The organism is Cupriavidus lacunae, assembly GCF_003353055.1.
GTDB lineage: Bacteria > Pseudomonadota > Gammaproteobacteria > Burkholderiales > Burkholderiaceae > Cupriavidus > Cupriavidus lacunae.
In genome coordinates this window covers 178908-199065 of sequence record NZ_QKWJ01000007.1, presented here as the reverse complement: position 1 = coordinate 199065, position 20158 = coordinate 178908, and the positions used below count along the sequence as shown (strand labels likewise).

Below are 20158 nucleotides of genomic sequence, written 5' to 3'. Positions count from 1 at the left end.
GCAGCTGCCTGCGGCCGGAATGGTTCGATGGCGCGTCAGGCGCTGCGTATGTTGCGGGGTGCGCGGCTACGGCTCAGGGCTGGCGCGGCAGGCGATGCCGCGGCAGGTCCGGGCGCGGATGGGCGGCGCGCGAGGTATCGACCAGGCGATACATGCGGAAGCGTTCGTCGCGGTCCGCGGGGCGGCGGCCTTCCCAGACCAGCCGCCACTCGAAGTGCGGGATATTTCCCGGTTCGCCGTAATCGACCCCGTCATGGCGCAGCAGCACGTCGCAGCCGTCGTTGGGGCCGCCAAAGCGGATATGGCCGAAGTAGGCGAACGACGCCAGCTGCGCATCGCCCATGCGGATCGGCTGCACGCACTGGTACGCGGGGGGCAGCGCCATGGCCGCGGCCTGGGCCACGTCGCGGTAGGTCTTGCCGTAGTTGATCGAAGGCAGCCACAACGTCATCGCCATCACCCACATCAGCGTGGTGCCGGCGGCGGAGATCACCACCGGGCGCCAGATCTGCTTGGGTGCGCGCGACAGGCGCCAGCGCACGATCAGCACCCACGCGAGCGTGGCCGCCAGCGCGAACACCACCGCGGCGACGGTGAACTCATGCTGGAAGCCCGGCAGCTGGCGGAACACGTTGCGCGCGATGCGCGGGGGCCAGCCGGTGGTCTTGGCGATCCACATGAACCAGACCGTGCCGCCGAAGATGGTGAAGAACAGCAGCGCGAACCAGTCGATGGCGTTGATCACGCCGCGCGCCAGCGTGGGCAGCGCAAAGGCTGCCAGCACGGCCATCGGCGGCAGCAGCAGGATGAACTGCGCATCGCCCGCATTGCGTTGCAGGAACAGCAGGATCAGCACCGGCAACAGCAGCGCCAGCGGTGCCGCGACGTGGGGCGCCCGGCGCATGCCGGTCCACGCAATCCAGGCCCAGCCTGCGATCGGCCACACCGGCCAGGTGTACAGGAACAGGTTGCGCATGTTGAAGCCGAAGGTCGCCATATTCGGCGCACCGTAGCTGCGGCGGTCATAGCGCGACCAATCGCGGATAAAGGTCACGGCCTCGTTGCGGTCGGCCGCGCCGAAATAGGCGGCCGCCATCCACGCCAGCACGATCAGCAGCGCCAGCGGAATGCCGATGGCACCCAGGCGCCGCCACGGCAGCGGCTTGCATGCCAGCGCGCAGACCGCGCTGCCGCCCAGCAGCGCGAGCGGCAGCAGGGGTCCGCTGGCCAGCGTCAGCCCGCCCAGCGCTGCGCCATAGATCAGGCTGCCCTGGATGGGCTTGTCGAGGCTGCGCACCATGCCATACAGGGCCAGTGCGATAAAGGCGACCTGGCCCACCTGCGGCGTGGTCTCGTGCCCGCGCATGGCCAGGCCCACGCAAGCCAGGAAGATCAGCAGCGCGCCGTCGGCCAGGGTACGGCCGTAGTCGCGCGCATTGGGCTGGCCGCCGAAGGCATAGGCAAACGGCTGGACCTCGTCGCGCCGGCCCAGCAGGTAGGTGGTGTACCAGATGCAGGCGCAGGTCGCGAAGAAGAACAGCGCCGTGGCCAGCCGCGCGGCGTCAGCCGCGCCCAGCCAGCCGCCGAAGCCGCGGATCATCAGCGCACCGATCCAGAACACCAGCGGGCCGTCCTCGCTGTACGGACGGCCGACGATATTCGGCATCAGCCAGTCGTGCATGCCGCCGGTGGCCACTTGCCACATCACGCCAAAGCCGGCGGCGTCCTCGTTCTTCCACGGGTCGCGGCCGAACAGGCCGACCAGGCCGTAGATGATGCAGATCGCCAGCAGCAGCGCGCGCGGCAGGGCGCCGGTCGCGGCAGCGGTCAACTGGACGGGTGAGGTATTGGCTTGACGCATCGATGCTCAGGTCGGGCCGTGGCGCCATGGCGCGAAGGCCACAGTATCGCGCATGCGGCGGCCGCGCGGGCTGTGGCATGGCGTGGAGGCCACACGGGGTGTGGGGAGAATCCCAGGGTGCAGCAGTGCCGGCCAATGGCCCGGCACAAAAGCAAAGAGGCAGCCGATGCTGCCTCTTTGCTGGTTCGCACAGGCCCCGGAGCATCTGTCCGCGGGCCTTGCAAAGCGGGGTTCGCCGACAGCGATTACTTCGCAGCCTTGCCCAGCTTGCTGCCGAACTTCTGGCGGAACTTTTCCACGCGGCCGGCCGTGTCCATAATCTTCTGGGTGCCGGTGTAGAACGGGTGCGATTCCGACGAGACTTCGATCTTGGCCAGCGGGTATTCCTTGCCGTCCTTCACGATCTTGTCCTTGGTCTGGATGGTCGAGCGGGTGATGAAGCTGAAGTCGCTGGACATGTCCTGGAACACGACTTCGCGGTAATTCGGGTGAATGCCTTCTTTCATGATGAGTCCTTTCTGGTTGGGTAGCCAGTCCGTTGCAATCCGCAGTTCTCCGCCAAATGGCGAGAGGGCATGGCGCGGCGACGAACGAACCACTTGCCGGTAACGGGCAAACCGGGATTATGGCAGAAAAACAAAAACTTGGGGAAGGAGCCGCGCAGTGTCGGACACAGAAAGTGTTGCGCGAAAATATAGCAATAACGTCACATCGTGGCCGGATCCTGCCGGTAGAACGCGGCCAGCGACTGGTAAACCACCGGCCAGTGCCGCGCCAGTCCGCCCGGCTCGACAAAAAATGCCTCTGACGTCACGGCGAAGAACTCGCTTGGCGCTTCGCTGCCATATGGGTCGATGATGCGCAGCGCTGGCGGCAACCGTTCGGGGTGCTCCCAGTCGGCCTCGTCGCGCGCGTCCCAGGCTTCGGCAAAGCGGTCGTATTCGGTCAGGAAGGTTTCCGCCCAGGCCTCGGCGTCGATGTCCGGATGCAGCACGCGCGAGAAGGGCGGCACGCCGTCAGGCTCGCCGTCGAGCATGTCCAGCTTGTGGGCGAATTCGTGGATGACCACATTGTAGGTGTCGGCCGGCAGGTCGTGATCGCTGTCGATGCCTGCACCCGGGGTGTGCACGTCGGGCCAGGACAGGATCACCGGCCCGTGCTCCCACGCTTCGCCGCTGGCTTCCTCGACCACGCCGTGCACCAGGCCGATCTCGTCCTGCACCGTCCGGCGGATGATGAACTCGCCCGGGTAGAGCACGATGCCATGCCAGCCGCGATACCACGGCAGCCCCAGCTTCAGGATCGGCACGCAGGCCTGCACCGCGACGCTCACCACCATGTCGTCGGCCAGCGGCAGGTCGTGCGCGGTGGAGTATTCCTTCTCGGCAATAAACAGCGTGGCCAGTTCGCGCAGCGCCGCCAGGTCGGTGCTGCCGTAGCGCTGCACGAACGGCAGCGTGGCCACGGTTTGTGTCCACAGCGCGTCGGGGATCGCGTAGTGCTCCAGCTTGCGGGCCCGGGAGCGGGTGCGCAGGAATGCGGTCAGTTTGCCGAGCATGGCGAGGCGCCGGCTGGTCCGGCGCGTGAAATCGTCGGGAAACAAAAAAGGCGTGCCGTGGCACGCCTTCCTGTCTGCGTTGCGGCAATGCCGCAGCGAGGCTTAGCCGCCTCTGCGCATCATATCGAAAAACTCGGCGTTGTTCTTCGTGGCCTTCATCTTGTCCATGATGAATTCCATCGCCTGCACTTCATCCATGTCGGAGATGAACTTGCGCAGGATCCAGATCTTCTGCAGGATTTCCGGCTTGATCAGCAGTTCTTCGCGGCGCGTACCCGACTTGTTCAGGTTGATCGACGGATAGACGCGCTTCTCGGCCAGGCGGCGTTCCAGGTGCACTTCCATATTGCCGGTGCCCTTGAACTCTTCGTAGATCACGTCGTCCATGCGGCTGCCGGTTTCGATCAGCGCGGTGGCGATGATGGTCAGCGAGCCGCCTTCTTCCAGGTTACGCGCGGCACCAAAGAAGCGCTTCGGGCGCTGCAGCGCGTTGGCGTCCACACCACCGGTCAGCACCTTGCCCGAGGCAGGCACCACGGTGTTGTAGGCGCGCGCCAGACGCGTGATGGAGTCCAGCAGGATCACCACGTCGCGCTTCAGTTCGACCAGGCGCTTGGCCTTTTCGATCACCATTTCGGCAACCTGCACGTGACGGATGGCCGGTTCATCGAAGGTCGAGGCCACCACTTCGCCGCGCACCGAACGCATCATCTCGGTCACTTCTTCCGGGCGTTCGTCGATCAGCAGCACGAACAGGTCGGCTTCGGGATGATTGTTGGCGATGGCGTGGGCGATGTGCTGCAGCATCACGGTCTTGCCGGACTTGGGCGATGCCACCAGCAGCGCGCGCTGGCCGCGGCCGATCGGCGCGATCATGTCGATGATGCGGCCGGTGATGTTCTCTTCGGCCTTGATATCGCGTTCGAGCGTGAGCGGCCGGTTCGGGTGCAGCGGCGTCAGGTTTTCGAACATGATGCGGTTCTTGACCGCTTCGGGCGGCTGCCCGTTGACCTTGTCCACCTTGACCAGCGCAAAGTAGCGTTCGCCGTCCTTGGGCGTGCGCACTTCACCCTCGATCGTATCGCCGGTATGCAGGTTGAAGCGGCGGATCTGCGACGGGCTGATGTAGATGTCATCCGTGCTGGCCAGATACGAGGTCTCGGGCGAGCGCAGGAAGCCGAAGCCGTCGGGCAGCACCTCGAGCGTGCCGTCTCCAAAGATGGTTTCGCCCATCTTGGCGCGCTTCTTCAGGATCGCAAACATCAGTTCCTGTTTGCGCATCCGTTGTGCGTTGTCGATCTCGAGCGTAGCCGCCATTTCGAGAAGCGCAGACACGTGAAGCGATTTGAGTTCTGTCAGGTGCATAGACGAGGGGTACAGATGGGCCCGGACGGGCGAGACCTAATGGAAGGGGGAGAAAATGAGCGAACGCTCGGGGAGTTGTTGGTGGCATCTTAGCACAATCCGACCGGCGCGCCAGGGTGTGGCGCACGCACGTCGGATCGTGACGAAACCGGGACCGTTGGTCAGGTGCCGGCGCGCAGCTTACAGATTGCCGTCGAGGAAGGCCGTCAGTTGCGACTTGGACAGCGCGCCGACCTTCTGGGCCGCGACCGCGCCGTTCTTGAACAGGATCAGCGTCGGGATCCCGCGGATGCCGAACTTGGCCGGCACCTGCTGGTTTTCATCGACATTGATCTTGGCGATCTGCAGCTTGTCGCCGTAGTCCTTGGCGACTTCGTCCAGGATCGGCGCGATCATCTTGCAGGGGCCGCACCATTCCGCCCAGAAGTCGAGCAGGACGGGTTTGTCGGACTGGAGGACGTCAGCGTCGAACGAGGCGTCGCTCACATACTTGATTTGTTCGCTCATGGCGGAAAACCTCTGGTTTCGCTCTGTTTATGTTGAAGGCTGGAGACTTCGGAGGGCCGAACCGTTACCTTACACGAGATTGCGCGGACCCGTCGGGCGGCCTCCGCAGCCCGCAAACAGGCTGTGGGGGCCGCTGCCGCGCCCGGTGCTGCCGATATGTTACCAGTTTGCCGATTTTCAAGACCGGCCTGGCAAACACTCGGAAGACCGCCGGCACGGAAATGATTCTGCTGCAATCGGGGGATTCATTGAAATGCTTATTTTCTATGGCGCCGAGAGATTCGGACAATCGCTTGCCGTGTGCGAATGGGTGTGTCATAGAATGCACTTATGCGTGCGCGCGGTGCCGGATGCGTGGGACGTACGCGTAGAATAGAAAGCGGTTCGCGGGCGCCGCCGGCGGACCATCCATGCATCCTGCGCCACTGACTAGGTCATCGACATGAACACCGATCCCCGCAAGCCTTCGCAGCCCGAGCCCGGCCAGGCGCCGGACGTGGACCACCTGAGCGATGCGCTGGACCATATCAGCAGCGCCGTGGAGACCAACAGCATTGCCAGCGGTGCCGCCCGCGGCCTGGTCTACAGCATCATCGAGACCCTGGGTACCCTGGTGGGCGATCCCGACCTGCCCGAGCATGCACGCTCCGGGTATGAAGGCCTGCTTGAAACCGCGCGCGAGATCCGCGCCCGCCTGGAAAGCGGTTCGGACTGAGCCGGCACCGACTGGTCCGCATCGCATTTGCCGCCTGCCGCCCGGGCCGGCGGCCTCCGTTTTGTTCCCGTTCGTTCCGTTGCTACCTGACGCTTTCGCCGACCGACGCAGTTCACGCAGCCACTCCGGGCTGCGCCCCACGCGCCCATGACGTCGCTACGTTTCCGCCCTGGCCCTGATTTCCTCGACCAGGCGGCCACCGCTGCCTGGTATTTCCTCGACCGCTGTGGCGCGCCAGAGGCGCGCGCGCACGTGGTCGTGCCGACCGCCGCGCAGATCCCGGGCGTGCGCCAGGCGCTGGACGCCGCCGCGCGCGCCGCGGGCCGCCCGCGGCTGCTGCCGCGCGTGGTGACGCTGGGCCACTGGCTGCTCGACCTGCCGCCCGACGGCGCCCCGGTGCGCAGCCCGGCCGCGCGCTTGCTGGCCGTGCAGCAGGCGGTGCGCGGGCAGGACTGGCTGCGCCGTGCCTTCGGCGCCCAGAACGAGACCGCCGCATGGGGCCTGTCGCAGACGCTGCTGTCGGTCTGCGATGAACTCAACGCGCGCTGGCTCGAAGATGCTGCCATCCGTGACGATGACGAGATCGACGGCGACGATCGCGCCGGCCTGCTGCAGGGCGCGCTGGAGCGGACCTATTCGCATCTGTCCGAGCGCTTCCTCGGTGAAGAAGCGCGCATCGTGCTGGCATTCTGGCAGGCGCTGTCCGGGCCGGACGACCCGCTGCCGGCGCGGCGCCGCGCCTTGCGCGAGCTGTCACAGCAGCTGCGCGGCCCGGTGATCTGGATCGCGCCGACCCCGCCCACGCCGCTTGAAGCCGCGTTTCTGCGCGATGCCGCCGAGCTGGTGCCGGTGCTGCAGGTCGGCTATGACTGGACCGGGCAGGGCGAGAGCGATGCCGACTGGTACCAGACGCTGCTGGCGCTGTGGCCGGAAGCGAGGATCGCCGACGATGCCGAAGCCGTTGCACCTGCGCCGGCAATGCCTGCGCTGCCCCCGCAGCGCCCCTCGGTCCGCGTGATCGGCAGCGCGCGCTTCGAGGATGAGGCCGCCGCCGCGGCCGCGCAGCTGGTGCAATGGCTCAACGAGGGCCGCCGCCAGGTGGCGCTGGTCGCCCACGACCGCGTGGTGGCGCGGCGCGCGCGTGCGCTGCTGGCGCGTGCCGGTGCGCCGGTGCGCGACGAGACCGGCTGGAAGCTTTCCACCACGCGCGCCGCCGCCGCGCTGATGCGCTGGTTCGACCTGCTGGTGCGCGACGGCGACACCGCCGCGCTGCTGGACCTGCTCAAGAGCCCGTTCTGCCTGCCGGAGGTTGCCGGGCGCGGCGCGGCCATCGCGCTGCTCGAGCGCCAGGTGCGGCGCGAAGGCATCACCGGCGGCTGGGCGCGGCTGCGCCAGCTGTTCGGTCACGCACCGACGGCCGCGCAGCAGGCGCTCAGTGACGACGAGGATGCGGGCGAAGGGCCGCGCCGCGCGGCGCACGGCCTGATTGCCTTGCTCGCCGACGAAGCCGCGCGCTGGCCGCGCGGCCTGGCACAGCATCCGCTGGCGACCTGGCTGGAACGGCTCGACGGCATGCTCGATGGCCTCGGCATGCGCGCAGCGCTGGCCGCGGACGATGCCGGCAGCCAGCTGCTCGATGCGCTGGCGCGGCTGCAGGAGTTGCCGCGGGATGAGACCGGCGGCCATGCCACGCTGTCGCAGGGCGAGTTCCGCGCGATGCTGTCGGCGCTGCTGGAATCAGTCGCCTACAAGGAACCCTCGGCCAGCGGCCCGGCGCGCATCACCATCCTGCCGCTGAACGGCGCGCGCATGCGCCGCTTCGAGGGCGTGGTGATCGTCGGCTGCGATGACGCGCAGTTGCCATCGAGCGCCGCCGAGCTGATGTTCTTCTCCAACCAGATGCGGCGCGAGCTGGACCTGGAAGACCGCGAGGCCCGCTTCGCGCAGCAGGCGCGCGACCTGGCCGAGGTGCTGCTGAACAACGACGACGTGGTGCTGACCTGGCAGCGCTATGGCAGCCGCGGCGAACCGCACCATGTGTCGGGCTGGATCGAGCGGCTGGCGGCGTGCTGCGCGCGCGCGGGCGCCAGCATCGAAGCCACCGCGCCGCCGCAGGCACACGAAACCTTCGCCGATCCGCACGGCATGCCGGCCCCGGCGGCGGAGCCCGCGCTGGTGCCGGTGCGCTGGAGCGCGCAGGCCTACAACATGCTGCGCCGCTGCCCCTACCAGTTCTTTGCCGGCCGCATGCTGGGCCTGGCCGGGCTGGAGACGGTCAGCGACGAGCTGGAGAAGCGCGAGATCGGCGAAACCCTGCACCACGTGCTGCTGCGCTACCACAAGGACTTGCAGGCACGGCGCGAGCGCGGCGAGACGCTGGCCGAGGACCAGCGCCTGGCCCGCCTGGCCGAGATCTCCGAGGAGGTCTTCGGCGCGCTGATGGCCGAGGACGGCAACGCCATCGCCTACTACCGGCGCTGGCGCGAGGTGCTGCCGTCGTACGTCGCCTGGCAGTCCGCGCGCGAGGCCGAGGGCTGGTTCTGGCGCGGCGGCGAGCTCGATGCCGGCATCGACCTGCCGATGCCCGACGGCCAGCCGCTGCGCCTGACCGGGCGCATCGACCGGCTCGACCAGGGGCCGGGCGGCGCGCATGCCGTGCTCGACTATAAGACGCAGAGCGCCACCCGCCTCAAGCGCAAGCTGGCCGAGGTCGAGGAAGACTGTCAGCTGCCGTTCTACGGCCTGCTGCGTGCCGATGCGGCAGCGGGCAGTTGGGTGTCGCTCGAAGGCGCGCGCGAGGGCGCGCCGGCGGCGCAGCGCGAAGTCGGCCTGCCGGATTTTGAAGCCGCCGTCACCTGGCTGGAACGGCAGATGCGCGACGACGTGATGCGCCTGCGCCAGCGCGCGCAGCTGCCGGCCTTCGGCGATGCCTCGGCCTGCCTGTATTGCACCGCCCGCGGCCTGTGCCGCAAGGGCTTCTGGGAATCCACCGCCGTGCCGGCGCTGACATCATGACGCCCCACGACCTAGACCACATCCAGCCTTACCAGCGCGACGGCCAGCCCGTCTCCGAGGCCGAGTTCACGCGCGCCGCCTGCGATCCGGCGCACTCGGTCGTGGTGGAAGCCTGCGCCGGCAGCGGCAAGACCTGGCTGCTGGTGGCGCGGCTGGTGCGCCTGCTGCTGGCCGGCGCCGCGCCGCACGAGATCCTGGCCATCACCTTTACGCGCAAGGCTGCCGAGGAAATGCGCGACCGCCTGCTCGAGGTGCTGGCGCAGCTGTCGCGCGACAGCGACGAGGACGTGATCGCCGCGCTGGTGCAGCGCGGGCTCTCGCCCGACGCCGCGCGCGGGGCGCTGCCGCGCGCGCGGCACCTGCATGCGCAGGTGCTGGCCGCGCCCGGGCGCATGGCCATCGATACCTTCCATGGCTGGTTCGGCACGCTGCTGCGCGGCGCGCCGCTGGCCTCGGGCATCGTGCCGGGCGCGGCGCTGCGCGAAGATGCGCTGCGCATGAAGCGCGAAGCCTGGGCCCCGGTCTGGCGCGCGCTAGCCACTGAGCCATACGCCGAGCTGCGCGCCGCGTGGGAAACGCTGGTCGATACCGTCGGCGATTTCCAGGCACGCACGCTGCTGGACGCGATGTTCCACGCCCGCAGCGAGTGGTGGGCGATGCAGGAAGGCGGCGAACCGCTGCAGGCCCTGTCAGATTGCCTGGGCGAAGACGCGCAGGGCGACGTGCTGCTGCAGGCGCTGGCCGACGAAGGCTGGCGCGATGCCTGCGAGTCGCTGGCACTGCGCCTGGGCTCGGCAGGGAAGACCGAGCAGACCCACGCCGCCCGCATCACCGATGCGCTGATGGCGATCACCGCCTGGCGCGAAGCGGGCGCCGCACCCGGCAAGCCCGCCGAACGGGTGTTCGCGCAGCTGCGCGTCGCGTTCTTCACCACCACCGGCGGCCCGCGTTCCCTGCGGCGCACGGCGGCGCTGGTCAAGGCCGCCGGCGGCGAAGGCATGGTCGATGCGTTGCTGGACGAGCATGCCTCGATCTGCGCCATGCTCGACGACATCAGCGCACGCTGTTGCGAGGCCGCGGTGCTGGCGATCAACCAGGCCCTGTTCCGTATTGGCGATGCCTTGCTCAAGCGCTACCAGCAGCACAAGGATGAACAGCGTGCGATGGACTTTGCCGACCTGGAATGGCAGGCCGCGCGGCTGATGTCGGACGAAGAAACCGCCACCTATCTGCAGGTGCGGCTCGATGCGCGCTACCGCCACCTGCTGCTTGATGAGTTCCAGGACACCAACCCGCTGCAGTGGCGCATCCTGCAGGGCTGGCTGGCCGGCTACGCGGGCCTGGGCGAGCGGCCGACGGTGTTCCTGGTGGGCGACCCCAAGCAGTCAATCTACCGTTTCCGGCGTGCCGATGCACGGCTCTTTGGTGCGGCCGGCGAGATGCTGCGCGATGCGTTCGGCGCCACCGTGCTGCGCACCAACCGCACCCGGCGCAATCGTGCCGAAGTGCTCGACTGGGTCAACGCCGTGTTCGACAACGCGCGCGCCGAAGGCCGCTATCCGCTGTATGCGACCCAGACCACGGCACTGGCCGGTGGCAACGGACCGGTCTGGCTGCTGCCGCTGGTCGAGCCCGAGGACAAGGCTGAAGACGCCGTTGACGATGGTGCAGAGGACCAGTCCGCCGAAGCCGCCACCGCTCATCGCGACACGCTGTTGCAGCCGCGCCGCCAGGCCGGCGACTCGCTGCGCCTGGAGGAAGGCCGGCGCGTGGCCGCGTGGCTGCGCCTGGTGCGCGACTCCGTGCCGGTCCACGAAGGCGGCGAGCAACGCCCCGCGCGCTGGAGCGACATGCACCTGCTGGTGCGCCGCAAGACCCATCTGGCCGACTATGAGCGCGCACTGCGCGAGGCCGGCATCCCGTGCCTGAGCCCGCGCCGCGGCGGCCTGCTGGCCACGCTCGAGGCGCTCGACCTGTCGGCGTTGCTGGCGTTCCTGATGACGCCGGAATCGGACCTGGATCTCGCCCATGTATTGAAGAGCCCGCTGGTGGGCGCGACCGACGACGACCTGCTGGCGCTGGCCCGGACGGAAGGCGAGGGCGGCTGGTGGGCGCGCATCGAGGCCGGCGGCCTGCCCGCGCACGTCTCCGACGCGCTGCGCGAAGGCGTGCCGCGGCTGCGCCAGTGGCTGCGCGTCGCGCCGCACCAGCCGGTGCATGACCTGATCGACCAGATCTTCCACGGCGGCGAAGTGCGCCGCCGCTACGCCGAGGCCGCGCCGCCGGATATCCGCGAGCAGGTGCTGGCCAACCTCGACGCCTTCCTGAAGCTGTCGCTGGACCTCGACGGCGGGCGCTATCCGAGCCTGCCGAAGTTTATCGACGAACTGCAGGCAATCCGCCGCGGCGACGAGGGCGAAAGCCCCGACGAAGGCGGCATGGGCGAGAGCGCCGAAGACGTGGAGCCGGCCGAGGATGATCCGGCGTATGCCGGCCTCGACGCGGTCCATATCCTGACGGTGCACGCGGCCAAGGGGCTGGAGGCGCCGTTCGTGGTGCTGCTCGATGCCAACCATAGCGAGCCGGCCGCGGACCGGGGCGGCATCCTGGTCGACTGGCCGCCGTCGTCGCCGGTGCCGCGGCATTTCTCGGCCTACGGCAAGCGCAGCGAGCGCGGGCTGGCGCGCGCGCCGTTGTTCGAGGCCGAGGCGGCGCTCGGCGAGCGCGAGAACTGGAACCTGCTGTATGTGGCCATGACGCGCGCGCAGCAAGGCCTGCTGGTCAGTGGGGTCAAGGGCCGTGCCAGCCGCAGCAGTGCCGGTGAGGGCAATACCGAGATCGCCGGCAGCTGGTACGTGCGGCTGCAGGCTGCGGGCGTCGGCGAGATGGTGCCGGCCTATCCGGGCGAGCTTGCTGATGTGGCCAACGCTCAGGACCCGGCCCCGACGCTCGCGCGCCTGAGCGAGCCGGTGCGCTTTACCGACTTCCGGCTGCGCTACCGCGATGCCGTGGATGACCAGCAAGGGATTGCCTTTGCGGAAGACGGCACGGAAGTGGAAGACGAGTCCGACGGCATCGTCTTCAACGCCGCGGCGGCCCGCCACGGCGAGCTGGTGCATGCCTTGCTGGAACGCCTGACGCGCTATCCGGAAGCCTTCGCCGGCGTGCCCGCGATCGACACCGTCCTGCGCTGGTTCCCGCTGACGGGCGCGCACACCGAGCCGGCACGGCAGGCCTGGCGGCAACAGGTGGAAGAAGCGCTGGAAGCCGTGGCCGCGATGCTGCGCGCGCCGGCGCTGGCGCCGTTGCTGGAGGCGGGCGATGCCTGCAGCGCGCGCAACGAGGTCGAACTCTATGACGCACGCGGCCGGCTGCTGCGTATCGACCGGCTGGTGGAGTTCGACGACCGCGTGGTGATCGTCGACTACAAGCTGCGCCTGCTGCCACAGGAGCACGCGTCCTATCGCGCGCAGCTGGGCCGCTATGCGGCGGCGATCGCGCCGATGTTCCCGGGCAAGCGCATCGAGGCCGGTGTGGCCACTGCCGATGGCGAATGGATTCCCGCCGAGCGCTTGGCGCCGCCGGTGCCGCAGCAGGGCTCGCTGTTCTGAGAGCCGGTCTGGCGCCCGGACAGGGTGCCAGAATCGGCGCAAAATGGGGTGTGCGGCGCGCGCGATGGCGGCCCGGCTGTACTAAAGTGACAGGGACTGCGCTGCAGGCGGCTGGTGCGTGCGGTTGGGTATTACCGGGGTGGGTTGAAGCAGGGGTACGGCAGGGGTAAAGCAGGAGGGGGTGTGAGGTGGACGAGCCTGACCCTCGGCACTGGCGGAAAACGGCTGTGGCTGCTTCGTTCCCGACCTGACCAGGTTGACCGCGCCACCATGCGAGGAGGCCCGTCCGAGCGGCATTGTAACCCAGACCGCGAAGTCGCGGAGAAATTGCGTCGAATGCCCCTTGCGAACGCGGGTCATTGCCCGCGGCATGGCGCTGGCTTGATCTGGCGCAGGCGATGTGGGCCGCGCCGGCCCGACCATTCACGAACCCGCACACGTGGTGAGCCAATACATGAACGCAAACGACCAGATCATTCGCGGTGCGCTGGCGCCGCAGGAAATCTCCACCGAAGTCCTGATCGAGAAATACGCCAAGGGCGAAGAGGGCAGCATTGCCGAGGTCAGGCAGCGCGTGGCGCGCGCGCTGGCGCAGGCCGAGCCCGAGGACCAGCGCGAGGCCTGGGGCGCGCGCTTCCTGTGGGCGCAGGAAAACGGCTTCGTGCCGGCCGGGCGCATCAATTCGGCGGCGGGCACCGGCATCCAGGCCACGCTGATCAATTGCTTCGTGCAGCCGGTGGGCGATTCGGTGTCGGAGCCGCGCGACGGCCGCCCCAGCATCTACACGGCGGTGGCGCAGGCCGCCGAAACCATGCGCCGCGGCGGCGGCGTGGGCTATGACTTCTCCGCGATCCGTCCGGCCGGCGCGCTGGTGCGGGCCACGCATTCGCGCGCATCGGGTCCGGTGTCGTTCATGAAGGTGTTCGATGCGTCGTGCTCCACGGTGGAGTCGGCCGGCGCGCGCCGCGGGGCGCAGATGGGCGTGCTGCGCTGCGACCATCCGGATATCGAGAGCTTTATCCACGCCAAGGACAAGGGCGAACTCAGCAACTTCAACCTCTCCATTGGCGTCACCGATGCCTTCATGCAGGCGGTGCAGGCCGACGGCGAGGTCGAGCTGGTGCATGAGGCCGAGCCGGGCGCCGACATGATTGCCGCGGGGGCCTACCGCCGCGACGACGGGCAATGGGTGTACCGGCGTGTGCCGGCGCGCAACCTGTGGGACCAGGTCATGCAGGCCACCTACGACCATGCCGAGCCGGGCATCCTGTTCCTGTCGCAGATCAACGCCGACAACAACCTCTATTACTGCGAGCGCATCGAGGCCACCAACCCCTGCGCCGAGCAGCCGCTGCCGTCCTATGGCTGCTGCTGCCTGGGCTCGGTCAACCTGACCCGCTTCGTGCGCCAGCCGTTCACGCCGCAGGCCGAGTTTGATTTCGATGCCTTTGCCGAGGTGGTGCGCGTGGCCACGCGCATGCTCGACAACGTCCTCGACGTGACCTTCTGGCCGTTGCCGGAACAACAGGCCGAGGCCCACGCCAAGCGCCGCGTCGGGTTGGGCTTCCTGGGGCTGGGCAGCGCGCTGGTGATGCTGGGCCTGCGCTACGACACCGAGCCGGCGCGGCAGCTGGCGGCGCGGATCTCGGAGCGCATGCGCGACGATGCCTACCTGGCGTCGACCGAACTGGCCGCGGAGAAGGGTGCCTTCCCACTGTTCGATGCCAGTGCCTACCTGCAGAGCGGGTTTGCCAGCCGGCTGCCCGAGCGCGTGCGCGATGCCATTGCGCGCAACGGGCTGCGCAACTCGCACCTGCTGTCGATCGCGCCCACCGGCACTATCACGCTGGCCTTTGCCGACAATGCGTCGAATGGCATCGAGCCGGCCTTCTCGTGGACCTACAACCGCAAGAAGCGCATGCCGGACAACGGCTATCGCATTTTCGAGGTGGCGGACCATGCATGGCGGCTTTATCGTCACATGGGGGCCGACATGTCCCAGTTGCCGGACGCCTTCGTCACCGCGCTGCAGATGTCGGCGCTGGATCATATGCGGATGCTGGAAGCGGTGCAGCCGTATATCGACACCAGCATCAGCAAGACCGTCAACGTGCCGGAGGACTACCCGTACGAAGCCTTCCGCAATCTGTACCTGGAGGCCTGGAAGGCCGGCCTGAAGGGGCTGGCGACCTATCGCCCCAATTCGGTGCTGGGGGCCGTGCTGTCGGTGGGGGCCCCGGCGGCGGCCGCTGCCGTGGCCGACGACAACCCGCTGGTGCGACCCTTCGGCAGCCGGCCGGTGGGCGACCTCGAGGGCGTGACTTCCAAGGTCGAATACCTGACCTACGAGGGCCACAAGACCGTCTACCTGACCGTCAACTTCATGCGCGTCGCCGGCGTGGCCGACGGCAAGCCGGTGGAGATCGAGCGTCCGGTGGAGTTCTTCATGCCGGCGGGGCAGCGCAGCGAGGGCCAGCAGTGGATCACCTCGACCATGCGGCTGTTGTCGATGGTGGCGCGCTCGGGCGGGTCGGTGGCCAAGGCGCTGGCGGACATGCGCAACGTGGTCTGGGACAAGGGCACCGTGCGCTACGGCACGCTGGTGCGCCAGGACGGCACTGAGGTGCCGCGCTTCCATGACTCGGAAGTGGCCGCGCTCAGCTACGCGCTGCAGCGCATCCTGATCAAGCGCGGCTTCCTGGATGCCGAGGGCGGCCAGGTGCCGGTGGCCGCCCTGGCGGCACGGCTGGCGCAGCGCGAGGGCGGGCAGCAGGCGCTGGACGCCGGGGCGGATCTCGCCAGCCAGTCCCGCATGGCTCCCGGCACCCCCGGTGTCGGCACCGGCAAGCCGTGCCCGGAGTGTGGCGCGCACGCCCTGCACAAGGTCGATGGCTGCGCCAAATGCGCCAATTGCGGCTATGTGGGCGAGTGCGGCTGAGCCCCGCCGCGCGCGGGTTGCGGCCACCGGGGCGGGCCCGCGGCGCATGGGGCAGATAAAGACCGCAAGCCAGCGGCAGCGGCGGCCGGGGGAGGGCCGCCTTTTGCTACAATCGCCGCCATGAGTTATCAAGTTCTAGCGCGCAAATGGCGCCCCAGGGATTTCACCACGCTGGTCGGCCAGGAGCACGTGGTCCGCGCGCTCACGCACGCGCTGGAACAGCAGCGGCTGCACCACGCCTACCTGTTCACCGGCACGCGCGGAGTCGGCAAGACCACGCTGTCGCGGATCCTGGCCAAGGCCCTGAACTGCACCGGCCCTGACGGCAATGGCGGCATCACCGCCCAGCCGTGCGGCCAGTGCAAGGCCTGCCAGGAGATCGACAGCGGCCGCTTCGTCGACTACATCGAGATGGACGCCGCCTCCAACCGCGGCGTCGACGAGATGGCGCAGCTGCTGGACAAGGCGGTCTACGCCCCGACCTCCGGGCGCTTCAAGGTCTACATGATCGACGAAGTGCACATGCTGACCAACCACGCCTTCAACGCCATGCTGAAGACGCTGGAAGAGCCGCCGGGGCACGTCAAGTTCATCCTCGCCACCACCGACCCGCAGAAGATCCCGGTCACGGTGCTGTCGCGCTGCCTGCAGTTCAACCTGAAGCAGATGCCGCCGGGGCATATCGTCTCGCACCTGGACCATATCCTGGCGCAGGAAGGCATTGCCCACGACGGCAACGCGCTGCGCCTGCTGGCCCAGGCCGCGCACGGCTCGATGCGCGATGCCCTGTCGCTGACCGACCAGGCCATCGCCTACAGCGCCGGCCAGGTGTCGGAAGACGCGGTGCGCGGCATGCTGGGCGCGATCGACCAGGGCTACCTGGTGCAGCTGCTCGACGCGCTCGCCGCCGAAGACGGCGCCGCCATGCTGGCGATTGCCGATGCCATGGCCGACCGCAGCCTGTCGTTTGCCGGCGCGCTGCAGGACTTGGGCTCGCTGCTGCACAAGGTGGCGCTGGCGCAGGCCGTGCCTGCCTCGGTGCAGGACGAATGGCCCGAAGCCGACGAGGTGCGGCGCCTGGCCGGCGTGTTCGACGCGCAGGAAGTGCAGCTGTTCTACCAGATCGCCAACCTGGGCCGCAGCGAGCTGGCGCTGGCGCCGGACGAGTACGCCGGCTTCACCATGACGCTGCTTCGCATGCTGGCGTTCCGGCCGTCGGCTGAGCCGACCGCGACGCAAGGGCAGGGCGGCGGCGCAGCACCTGCGCGCCAGCGCGGCACCGCTGCGCCAGAGGCCGCCCAGCCCGTTGATGGCCGCTATGCGACGGCTGCAGCCAGTCCCGTCGCGCAGGCCAGGGTTAATACTGCGGCGGCACCGGCACCGGCACCGGCACCGGCGCCTGCCCGTGCCCCGATGCCCGCGCGGGCGGTACCGCCCGCGCCCGTGGCCGAAGCTGCCGCAGCGCCGGCCACCGTTCCCGCATCCGCTGAAGCCACGCCAGCGCGCCCGGCGGCCGGCAACGCAGCCATGTCGCCCGCCGCCGCCGCACTGGCCGCTGCCCGCCAGGGTTCCGCCGCACGCGGCGGCGGTGCCCGCAAGACCCCCCCGCCGGCCATGCCGGCCGCACCGGCCGCCGCCCAGCGCCCGCCGGCCCAGCCCTTGCGCGCACCCGGCGCGGCAGCCGTAAGCCGCCCGCCGGCAGCGCCGGCTGCGAAGGCGTCCATGCCGTCGCCAGTCCAGTCGCCCGTGCCGGCGGCACGACCCGCGGCGCGCCAGCCGGAGCCGGAATCCGTGCCGCCCTGGGAGTTGGCGGGTGGCAGCGACGTGCCGCCGTGGGAAGAACTGCCGCCTGACCTGCCGGTCATCGGCCCCTATGACAGCGATCCCGGCTACAGCGACCACGGATTCAACGAACCGGCACCGCGTGCCGCCGCGCCACGCAACGGCGCCGCCCGGCCGGCCAGGGCGCCTGCGCGTGAGGCCGAGCCGGCCCGCGAGGCCGCTGCTCCTGCCACGCAGCCGGCCGCGGCGCCCGCGGAGTCCGCCAGATTCGTCGCCCCTCGCCCGCCTGCGGCGGGCGAGGATGGCACCCCGCCGGCCTTCACTGGCGAATGGCCGGTGCTGGCCGCCGGCCTGCCCCTGAAGGGCCTGGCGCAGCAACTGGCCTACCAGAGCGAACTGACCCAGGTGGTCGGGCGTACCTTCCACCTGCGCATCCCGGTCGCGGCCCTGGGCGAGAACGGCGTGGCCGAGCGGCTGCAGCAGGCGCTGTGCGACCACTTCGGCGAACCCGTACGCGTGGTCTGCGAGGTGGGCGGGGTTTCCGTTACCGCGGCGGCCGCCGATGCCGAGGCCCGCGCCGAACGCCAGCGCCAGGCCGAGGCCGTGATCGAGGCCGATCCCTTCGTGCAGGGGCTGCTGCGCGACTTTGGCGGCCAGATCGTGCCGGGCTCGATCCAGCCGCGCGCTGCCTGATCCGCGGCTTGCATTTGCTTTACCGAATTTCAGTCACCGAATTTCTTACCGAATCCAGGAGCATTCCATCATGATGAAAGGTCAACTCGCCGGGCTGATGAAGCAAGCCCAGCAGATGCAGGAAAACATGAAGAAGATGCAGGAGCAGCTGGCCCTGATCGAGGTCGAGGGCCAGTCCGGCGCCGGTCTCGTCAAGGTGGTCATGACCTGCAAGAACGACGTCAAGCGCGTCACCATCGACCCCAGCCTGCTGGCCGAGGGCGAGGACAAGGACCTGTTGGAAGACCTGGTTGCCGCCGCCTTCAACGACGCCGTGCGCAAGGCCGAAGCCACCACGCAGGAAAAGATGGGCTCGATGACCTCGGGCCTGCCGCTGCCCCCGGGCTTCAAGCTGCCGTTCTGAAGACAACCGTGAAGGCATCGTCCCCGACCTCGCTGCAGGCACTGGTCGAAGCGCTGCGGGTGCTGCCCGGCGTCGGGCCCAAGTCCGCCCAGCGCATGGCCTACCACCTGCTGCAACACGACCGCGAGGGCGCGCGCAAGCTGGGCGATGCACTGCGCGGCGCGGCGGACCATATCCGCCACTGCCAGCGCTGCAATACCTTCACCGAGCAGGAGATCTGCGAGACCTGCCTGGATGACCGCCGCGACGCCTCGGTGCTGTGCGTGGTGGAAACCCCGGCCGACCAGGTCATGATCGAACAGACCCTGACCTATCGCGGCAAGTACTTCGTGCTGATGGGCCGGCTCTCGCCGCTGGACGGCATCGGCCCGCGCGAGATCCACCTGGACCGGTTGCTCGCGCGCGCGACCGAGCCTGAGCTGGGCGGCCCGGTCGGCGAAGTCATCGTCGCCACCAACTTCACCAGCGAGGGCGAGGCCACCGCGCACTACATCGGCGAGATGCTCAAGGCGCGCGGGCTCAAGGTGTCGCGCCTGGCGCGCGGCGTGCCGGTGGGCGGCGAGCTGGAATACGTCGATGCCGGCACCATCGCCCGCGCGGTGATGGACCGCCGCAACCTCTGAGCACGATCGCGCGGGGCCGCTTGCCCGCGCGCCGGTCTTTGGATTTCTCCGCTTTCTTGCCTGCCCCATGAACCTGGCCCGCTTCGATCTCGTCACGCTTGGCTTGTTCGTCGCCGTGGCCCGGCAGGGCAGCATCTCGGCCGGCGCGCGCCAGTCGCACCTGGCCGTGGCGGCCGCCAGCAAGCGCATCTCCGACCTGGAAACCGCGGTCGGCGCGCCGCTGTTCTTCCGCCATGCCGCCGGCGTGCAGCTCACCGAAGCCGGCCAGGCCTGTTTCCACCACGCGCTGACCATCCTGCAGGATGTGGAGCGCATGGCCGGCGTAATGTCGGACTACGCCTCGGGCGTGCGCGGGCAGGTGCGCGTATGCGCCAACACCTCGGCGATCACGCAGTTCCTGCCCGACGACCTGGCGTCGTTCATGCAGCGCCATCCCACCATCCGCATCGAGCTGGAAGAGCAGAACAGCCGCGATATTGTCGCCGCGCTGGTCGAGAACCGCGCCGACGTGGGCATCTTTGCCGACCGCACTCCCGCCGCCGGGCTGATGACGATCGAGTACCGGCAGGACGAGCTGGTCATCATCACGCCGCCCAATCACCCGCTGGCCACGCGCGGCCCGGTGCGCTACGCCGATACGCTGGAATTCGACTTCGTCAGCCTGCCGCAGGAGACTTCGCTGGCTGCGCGCCTGCTGGAGGAGAGCAGCCGGCTGGACCGGCCGTTCCGGCTGCGCATCCAGGTGCGCAGCTTCGACGCCATGTGCCGCATGGTGATGGCGGGGCTGGGCGTGGGCGTGCTGCCGCGCATCGCGGCCGAGCCGCACGTCAAGTCGATGGGGCTGTCGCTGGTGTCGCTGCAGGACGCGTGGGCGCGCCGCTCGCTGCTGATCGGGCTGCGCGACCCGGCCGGGCTGACCGTGTCCGCACGCTTGCTGATCACCCACCTGTGCGGGGACCGAGCACCGTTCTGACACGCGCCTCTTAGGGCTTTCCCCGGGCCTTTCGCGTTCCGAGAAAGCCCGCTTCACCGATTGCCGATTCCTGGCAGGCCCCATGCTGGGGCACACTCCGTCCGAACGCAATGT

At 69.0% G+C, this 20158-nt stretch carries 13 protein-coding genes and 1 other RNA gene; 8 read left to right on the top strand and 6 right to left on the bottom strand.

The window, feature by feature from the left end; all coding sequences use genetic code 11:
* Positions 1 to 73: 73 nt before the first annotated feature.
* From DN412_RS09130 to trxA, 5 genes are all read right to left on the bottom strand, one after another.
* Complete coding sequence (locus tag DN412_RS09130; RefSeq protein ID WP_115014180.1) at positions 74 to 1861, bottom strand: ArnT family glycosyltransferase; 1788 nt, start codon at positions 1859 to 1861, stop codon at positions 74 to 76.
* A 245-nt stretch (positions 1862 to 2106) separates the two neighbouring features.
* Positions 2107 to 2367, bottom strand: a complete 261-nt coding sequence (locus tag DN412_RS09125; RefSeq protein WP_078196858.1) for a type B 50S ribosomal protein L31 — start codon at positions 2365 to 2367, stop codon at positions 2107 to 2109.
* Between the two features lie 200 nt (positions 2368 to 2567).
* Complete coding sequence (locus tag DN412_RS09120; protein WP_115014202.1) at positions 2568 to 3419, bottom strand: M90 family metallopeptidase; 852 nt, start codon at positions 3417 to 3419, stop codon at positions 2568 to 2570.
* Positions 3420 to 3521: 102 nt separating this feature from the next.
* A complete protein-coding gene (gene rho, locus DN412_RS09115) occupies positions 3522 to 4784 on the bottom strand; it encodes a transcription termination factor Rho (protein WP_039014884.1) in 1263 nt (420 codons plus the stop codon).
* A gap of 180 nt (positions 4785 to 4964) precedes the next feature.
* A complete protein-coding gene (gene trxA, locus DN412_RS09110; protein ID WP_010814265.1) occupies positions 4965 to 5291 on the bottom strand; it encodes a thioredoxin TrxA in 327 nt (108 codons plus the stop codon).
* A 442-nt stretch (positions 5292 to 5733) separates the two neighbouring features.
* Between trxA and DN412_RS09105 the strand changes: the two genes are divergently transcribed.
* The 3 genes from DN412_RS09105 (at position 5734) to DN412_RS09095 (ending at position 12632) form a co-directional block, all read left to right on the top strand.
* Entirely contained in the window at positions 5734 to 6006 is a 273-nt protein-coding gene (locus DN412_RS09105) for a hypothetical protein (protein ID WP_013957248.1), read from the top strand.
* Between the two features lie 147 nt (positions 6007 to 6153).
* Positions 6154 to 9021, top strand: a complete 2868-nt coding sequence (locus DN412_RS09100) for a PD-(D/E)XK nuclease family protein (RefSeq protein WP_115014179.1) — start codon at positions 6154 to 6156, stop codon at positions 9019 to 9021.
* Positions 9018 to 12632, top strand: coding sequence for a UvrD-helicase domain-containing protein (locus tag DN412_RS09095; protein ID WP_115014178.1), 3615 nt, complete (start codon positions 9018 to 9020; stop codon positions 12630 to 12632). Before DN412_RS09100 ends, DN412_RS09095 begins: the two co-directional genes overlap by 4 nt.
* Before the next feature lie 188 nt (positions 12633 to 12820).
* Here the strand turns inward: DN412_RS09095 and ffs are convergent.
* Positions 12821 to 12919, bottom strand: an RNA gene (gene ffs / locus DN412_RS09090) — signal recognition particle sRNA small type.
* Between the two features lie 167 nt (positions 12920 to 13086).
* On the opposite strand from ffs, the gene DN412_RS09085 reads away from it, so the two are divergent.
* The 5 genes from DN412_RS09085 to DN412_RS09065 all read left to right on the top strand — a co-directional run bounded on the left by DN412_RS09085 (position 13087) and on the right by DN412_RS09065 (position 20044).
* Positions 13087 to 15570, top strand: a complete 2484-nt coding sequence (locus DN412_RS09085) for an adenosylcobalamin-dependent ribonucleoside-diphosphate reductase (protein WP_115014201.1) — start codon at positions 13087 to 13089, stop codon at positions 15568 to 15570.
* Between the two features lie 120 nt (positions 15571 to 15690).
* Positions 15691 to 18045, top strand: coding sequence for a DNA polymerase III subunit gamma/tau (locus tag DN412_RS09080; protein WP_115014177.1), 2355 nt, complete (start codon positions 15691 to 15693; stop codon positions 18043 to 18045).
* Between the two features lie 70 nt (positions 18046 to 18115).
* On the top strand, positions 18116 to 18448 hold the full coding sequence (locus DN412_RS09075; protein WP_062800650.1) for a YbaB/EbfC family nucleoid-associated protein: 333 nt from the start codon (positions 18116 to 18118) through the stop codon (positions 18446 to 18448).
* Positions 18449 to 18456: 8 nt separating this feature from the next.
* Positions 18457 to 19071 (top strand): recombination mediator RecR, encoded by a 615-nt coding sequence (gene recR / locus DN412_RS09070; RefSeq protein ID WP_010814257.1) that lies wholly within the window; start codon positions 18457 to 18459, stop codon positions 19069 to 19071.
* A gap of 67 nt (positions 19072 to 19138) precedes the next feature.
* On the top strand, positions 19139 to 20044 hold the full coding sequence (locus DN412_RS09065) for a LysR family transcriptional regulator (RefSeq protein WP_115014176.1): 906 nt from the start codon (positions 19139 to 19141) through the stop codon (positions 20042 to 20044).
* Positions 20045 to 20158: the final 114 nt, after the last annotated feature.

Bases quoted from the DNA above. Each gene is read 5' to 3' on its own strand.
- DN412_RS09085 (WP_115014201.1), top strand. From the start codon at position 13,087: ATGAACGCAAACGACCAGATCATTCGCGGTGCGCTGGCGCCGCAGGAA.
- DN412_RS09120 (WP_115014202.1), bottom strand. From the start codon at position 3,419: ATGCTCGGCAAACTGACCGCATTCCTGCGCACCCGCTCCCGGGCCCGC.
- DN412_RS09065 (WP_115014176.1), top strand. From the start codon at position 19,139: ATGAACCTGGCCCGCTTCGATCTCGTCACGCTTGGCTTGTTCGTCGCC.
- rho (WP_039014884.1), bottom strand. From the start codon at position 4,784: ATGCACCTGACAGAACTCAAATCGCTTCACGTGTCTGCGCTTCTCGAA.
- trxA (WP_010814265.1), bottom strand. From the start codon at position 5,291: ATGAGCGAACAAATCAAGTATGTGAGCGACGCCTCGTTCGACGCTGAC.
- DN412_RS09080 (WP_115014177.1), top strand. From the start codon at position 15,691: ATGAGTTATCAAGTTCTAGCGCGCAAATGGCGCCCCAGGGATTTCACC.
- DN412_RS09075 (WP_062800650.1), top strand. From the start codon at position 18,116: ATGATGAAAGGTCAACTCGCCGGGCTGATGAAGCAAGCCCAGCAGATG.
- DN412_RS09095 (WP_115014178.1), top strand. From the start codon at position 9,018: ATGACGCCCCACGACCTAGACCACATCCAGCCTTACCAGCGCGACGGC.
- DN412_RS09130 (WP_115014180.1), bottom strand. From the start codon at position 1,861: ATGCGTCAAGCCAATACCTCACCCGTCCAGTTGACCGCTGCCGCGACC.
- DN412_RS09100 (WP_115014179.1), top strand. From the start codon at position 6,154: ATGACGTCGCTACGTTTCCGCCCTGGCCCTGATTTCCTCGACCAGGCG.
- DN412_RS09105 (WP_013957248.1), top strand. From the start codon at position 5,734: ATGAACACCGATCCCCGCAAGCCTTCGCAGCCCGAGCCCGGCCAGGCG.
- DN412_RS09125 (WP_078196858.1), bottom strand. From the start codon at position 2,367: ATGAAAGAAGGCATTCACCCGAATTACCGCGAAGTCGTGTTCCAGGAC.